We start from the raw sequence: 4,968 nt of genomic DNA, 5'->3' as shown, positions 1-4,968 counted from the left end.
CAAGCCCTGCGCCATCACGCCAGAGACATCGACCGGCCCATCCACGCACTCCTACAGTCATGACTTTGCCGGGGCCCTGGGTGTTGGAGATGCCCTGCCCCGACTGCGGCCAAGAGCCACGTCCGGGTGAGGTCAACGGGCACGTGGTCGGTCGACGACAGAGAATCCGGATGGTCGAGGCCGAGTTGCGATCCCTGCATCCCGGCGATTCGGGGGCACGGTCAACCAACGCTCAAGACGAGCTCGAAGCCTTCCTTGACGACTTCTTCGCCGGGCTCTCGAGCGCGATCCTGAGCAGCAGTCCCCTACCCGCCGCGCCTCTGGCGCTCGCCATGACCGTCCAACGACTGCATGACCTGATCGGCGCCCTTGAAACCGACTCACGGCGCCGGCCAACGGCGGAAGCTCGTGCCTACTTGGCGGTCGCGCAAGAACTGGCACGGCTCTGGCCGATCTACCGGGAGGCAGTGACAACGCCCGACATCTCACGGGCGCAAGCTCTCGCCGTCCAGGGCCAGACCATCCTCGACAACTCGCCGGCGGCTCCGGCCGCAATGCGCATGATCACCGAAGCGATCGATGTGCTCAGCGATCAGGCCGCTGAACCGTCGCTGATCCGGCGCGCCATGCGTTCGCTCGGCACCCGCTATCCGGACATGGATTTCGCCGCCCTTACTGCGACGGGGGTCCGAAACGCGAGCGCAGTGACCCAGGTAGAAGTAGGTGCCGGTCCCGGACTGGACTACCTCATCGTCGAGCTCGTCACCGACGCCTACCTGGACCCTGCGGCCCTCGCGACCAAGCTAGGTGAAGCCATCGGATGCTGCCGCAACGAACGGCGATTGCTTGAGATCGTTTCGATGGCAGGTTCTCTCGACGATCTGGCCATCTTTCGGCGAGATATCTTCGAAACACTCGATCAGTTCACCCAGATCGCGAACCAAGATGTGAGGGCAGCTACAAAACTGAGGCGGTTGGTCAAGACCGTTGGCGAGCTCTATGAAGCCGCAGTACCAGTTCTCGCCTGGTACCGACTCCTCACCGGCGAGTCGAACAGCCCGGACAGCTATCGAAGATTCACACAGAAGGACAGCACGCAACTCGTAACGGACCTCTTGCGAAAGATGCCGAACACGTTTGCCGACATGCCCTCGCACCTGCGCAACTCTGCACATCACGGACGCGCATTGGATATCGATGATGCGACGGACACCGTCGTCATTCAACTCAGGAGCCATCAGGAGATCCTGCCCGTCGAAGACTATCTCGACCGCATGTTCGCGCTTATCGAAACATTGATGGCGATCAACTGGGCACTTAACGAGGCGCTCGATCGAGCAGGCGTCGATGTGCCGCTCTCATCGGACGACGCTGCCCAGTTCGGCCTATCACAAGCGGAGTTTGCAACCTTCTGGCTGGAGAGCGTGCGCGGGTTTGATATCCATACATCTGAGGTGCGCGACGGAGCGTGGCTCATCGAGGCAGCCCTTACAGATGAGCAAGTGTTCTACACGGCCCTGAGTCTTGCTACTACATGTGGGGACGAAATCCGCTCGGTGACTGTTAGAACCGGGGATTCAGTGAGCGAGCCGCTCGAAATGGATCTTAAGGCATACGAGCGAGTCGCCGATACGGTCTCCGACGCACGACCCGAGGAGCATTTACTCGCCCTACTCGAATTACGGCATCGAACAACGCGTGGGCAGGAATGCACACTGACTGAAGGTGACGTCTTGTACGCCGCTGTGGCGCTGGGCGCATCACTTCTCGAGGGTGATGCTACTCAGATCACGCACCTACGGAAGGTCCGTGCACTGGCTAATGCCCATGGCTTCGATATCGCTGGTCAGCTCGCGTCGTCGGCCATCGCGAGCCTGCGCATCGAAGACACCCGCAAGATTCGAAGTCAGTTTGCGCACAGGGCGGGCGAGATCCAGGCGCCTTCGTATCCTTTCGGTTCGCATTTGACTGTCCACTGTGTTCCACAAGACCCTGCTCGACCGTGCGATTCTTAACATTTGACTAGCCATCGTCTGCCGATCTCGGGGATCGCATTCGATCCGCCACCGACGATCTGAGATTTAGGCGCGATCCCGCCGGCCGCATATCCCATGCGTCTAGAAATCGAGCATGTGAGGAGGTGCCAGCGCGCGAGTCCGCCCAACTGCGGACAGACTGGCGGGCATGTGCGGGAGATACGCCAACGCGCGTCGCGACCAGGAGATCGCAGACCGGTTCCATATCGCCGAACTGATCGGCGACGAGCTAAAACCCGTCATGGAATGTCGCACCGACGAACGACGTACGTGCCGTGCTCGAGCGCGACGAAGGCAGTCACGCGATGCGGCAGTTGCGCACACTGCGCTGGGGCCTGGTGCCGTCCTGGGCCAAGGACGTGAAGATCGGATCCAGGATGATCAACGCCCGGGTCGAGACGATCACTGAGAAGCCTGCCTTCCGCAAGGCGGCCTCCCGACGGCGTTTGATCGTGCCGATGGACGGTTACTACGAGTGGCAGGCACCGGAATCCGGCAAGGGGCGCAAACAGCCCTTCTACCTGACCGATCCCGACGGCGCGCCGCTGGCGGCGGCCGGCTTGTACGAGCTGTGGCGCGACCCGACGAAGAGCGACAAAGACTCCGATCGCTGGCTGTGGTCGCTGACCGTCATCACGACGAACGCCACGGACACGCTCGGGCAAATTCACGACCGTTCTCCGCTGCTGCTGCCCGACGACAAGTGGGACGCCTGGCTCGACCCGGAGCTGACCGACCCTGATCAGGTCGATGCGTTGATCGCGTCTATCCCGGAGCCGCACCTGGCTCCGGTGAAGGTCGACATGGCCGTGGGCAACGTATGCAACGACAGCCCCGACCTGGTCAGGCCGATCGACTAAGCCCCTACCCTTCACCGGCTACGCAACCGGCACCATCTACGCGGCAGGAGAGCCAGTGACGCCGGGCGGCCGGATGCTGCCGACCTCGGCGTCGGGACGGGGCCGTAGGAAGCGCAAGAGGTGCCGGAAGCTCTGCCCGTCCCACCCCACGTCGGCCCTCACCTCGACCACGATCGGCTCGACGAGAGTCAGGTCGACGACGTCCCTCCCCGTGGCATGGAGCCGCGCCAGCGCAGTCCGGCGCACCTGGGCCGGCCACGGGTGCTTCCCCGCTGGTGGAGCGAGCCAGGGCGTCAGGGCACGGCGTGCCGACGGTGACAGGAGCGTCGTCCGCCCTACGATCCGTAGCTCGCCGTCGATCGCGAGGCCCGCGATGACTTCCTGTGGCGATGAGCGTGTGCCGATCACCGCGCCGCAGACGACGTCGACCGTCTCGCGATGCTTGATCTTCAACCAGAGACGCTGATCGGCCGGGTAGGGCTGGGCTCCGCCCTTGATCACGAGGCCTTCGATGCCGGCGGCCGTGTAGGTCTCGAACCATTCGATGGCGACATCGCGATCGTCCGTGACCGGTGACAGGTTCAGTGGCGGTCGCCAGGCGGCGGCGAGCTGTTCCAGGAGGCGTCGGCGCTCGTCGAACGGCAGAGGGCGCATATCCCGACCAGTGCTGGCCAGGATGTCGAATGCGGCGTATGAGGCCGGGTGACTGGCCGCGTGCGCGGCGGCGCTGCGAGGACCGCGGCCCATACGCGTCTGGAGAGCGCCGAAGTCGAGGCGGTCAGCGGACCATATGACGACCTCGCCGTCGAGGACGGTCCCGGGCGCGAGCTGGTCAACGCATGCTGCCGTGATCTCAGGGAACGCCGTCGACAAGTCGGTGCCGCGCCGCGACCACAGCTTCGTGCCGTTCGGATCGCTCGTGACGATCAGGCGGCTAGTTGACTGAACTCTTGGGTGCCCGATTGGCGTGATCGGTGCCGGACTAGGAGGGTGTGTCGGTGGCGGGTGTCGTACTGGGCCGGGTGGTGGAGTCCGAGCAGGGTCTGCGGTGGCGCGTGGTGTTCCCAGACAACGAGCATGCGGGAGCGTCCGGGTTCCTCCGCGAGCTGGATGTTTCAGACTGCTCGCCGGCGACGTTGCGCAGCTACGCATACGACCTGCTGCGTTGGTTCCGGTTCCTGCACGACCGCTGGACTGCGTGGGAGCTGGCCGAGCGTTCCGACGTGCGCGAGTTCGTGGAGATGTTGCGCGAGGCACCAGTGCCGCAGCGGCTGAATCGCCGTGTCGATGCGACACCGGCGGGGTCGGTGAATCCGGTCACCGGCAAGGCGAGACTCGGTTCGACGTATGCGGCGCGGACGATCAATCATCAGTTGAGCGTGCTGTTCGGTTTCTACGAGTGGGCCTGCGCGGCGGGGCTTGGGCCGCTGGTGAACCCGGTGCCAGCGCAGCGAAGCCGCGCGACGGGCGGGCGGTTGAACGCCCACCACAACCCGATGGACAACTTCGTTCGCCATCAGCGGGCGACCTACCGGCAGAAGACGCCTCGGCCGGCTTGGCGGGCGATCCCGGACGATGCCGCCGATGCGCTGTTCGGGGCATTGCGAAGCCACCGCGACCGGGCGCTGGTCTCATTCTGGTTGTCGAGCGGTGCGCGCGCCACCGAGCTGCTTGGTCTGTGCCACGGCACCGACCTGGATGCTGGGGCCAACACGATCACGGTGGTCAGCAAGGGCAGCCGGTTGCGGGAGGTCATCCCGGCGAGTGTGGACTCGTTCGTGTGGCTGGCGCTGTATCTGCAGCAGGAGCGGCCGCCGATCGAGCATGGCGGACCGGTGTGGTGGACGCGGCAGGGCACACCGCGACCGCTGAGCTACCACGCGGCGCGGGCGGTGTTGCAGCGCGCGAACACCGCGCTGGGCTCGAACTGGACGCTGCACGATCTGCGACACACAGCGGCTGCGCGGTTGCTGGCGGATCCGGCGTTCACGGGCCTTCGCCCCGAGAAGTGGACACGTCTTCGTGTGGTCAGGCGGCCAGCCGTAGCGTAGCCGGGTCGGTTTCGTGTTCGT

4 protein-coding genes are annotated in these 4,968 nt (G+C 64.6%); 3 read left to right on the top strand and 1 reads right to left on the bottom strand.

The window, feature by feature from the left end:
- Positions 1–170: 170 nt before the first annotated feature.
- Both ACYVK7_RS17790 and ACYVK7_RS17785 read left to right on the top strand, forming a co-directional pair.
- Complete coding sequence (locus tag ACYVK7_RS17790; protein WP_460889056.1) at positions 171–2,015, top strand: hypothetical protein; 1,845 nt, start codon at positions 171–173, stop codon at positions 2,013–2,015.
- Between the two features lie 296 nt (positions 2,016–2,311).
- Positions 2,312–2,896, top strand: a complete 585-nt coding sequence (locus ACYVK7_RS17785; protein WP_460889055.1) for an SOS response-associated peptidase — start codon at positions 2,312–2,314, stop codon at positions 2,894–2,896.
- A 36-nt stretch (positions 2,897–2,932) separates the two neighbouring features.
- Here ACYVK7_RS17785 and ACYVK7_RS17780 read toward each other — a convergent pair whose 3' ends face one another.
- Positions 2,933–3,823 carry an ATP-dependent DNA ligase gene (locus ACYVK7_RS17780; RefSeq protein ID WP_460889057.1) on the bottom strand — a complete coding sequence of 297 codons (891 nt, stop codon included), beginning with the start codon at positions 3,821–3,823 and terminating at the stop codon, positions 2,933–2,935.
- Positions 3,824–3,894: 71 nt separating this feature from the next.
- On the opposite strand from ACYVK7_RS17780, the gene ACYVK7_RS17775 reads away from it, so the two are divergent.
- Positions 3,895–4,947, top strand: a complete 1,053-nt coding sequence (locus tag ACYVK7_RS17775) for a tyrosine-type recombinase/integrase (protein WP_460889054.1) — start codon at positions 3,895–3,897, stop codon at positions 4,945–4,947.
- The last annotated feature ends 21 nt before the right edge of the window (positions 4,948–4,968 follow it).

Source organism: Promicromonospora xylanilytica, assembly GCF_054782895.1.
The sequence above is the reverse complement of the archived record's forward strand: the minus strand, read 5'-3'. Positions and strand labels throughout refer to the sequence as shown.

Coding starts and splice junctions, on each gene's coding strand:
- ACYVK7_RS17790 (WP_460889056.1), top strand. CDS start 171: ATGGTCGAGGCCGAGTTGCGATCCCTGCATCCCGGCGATTCGGGGGCA.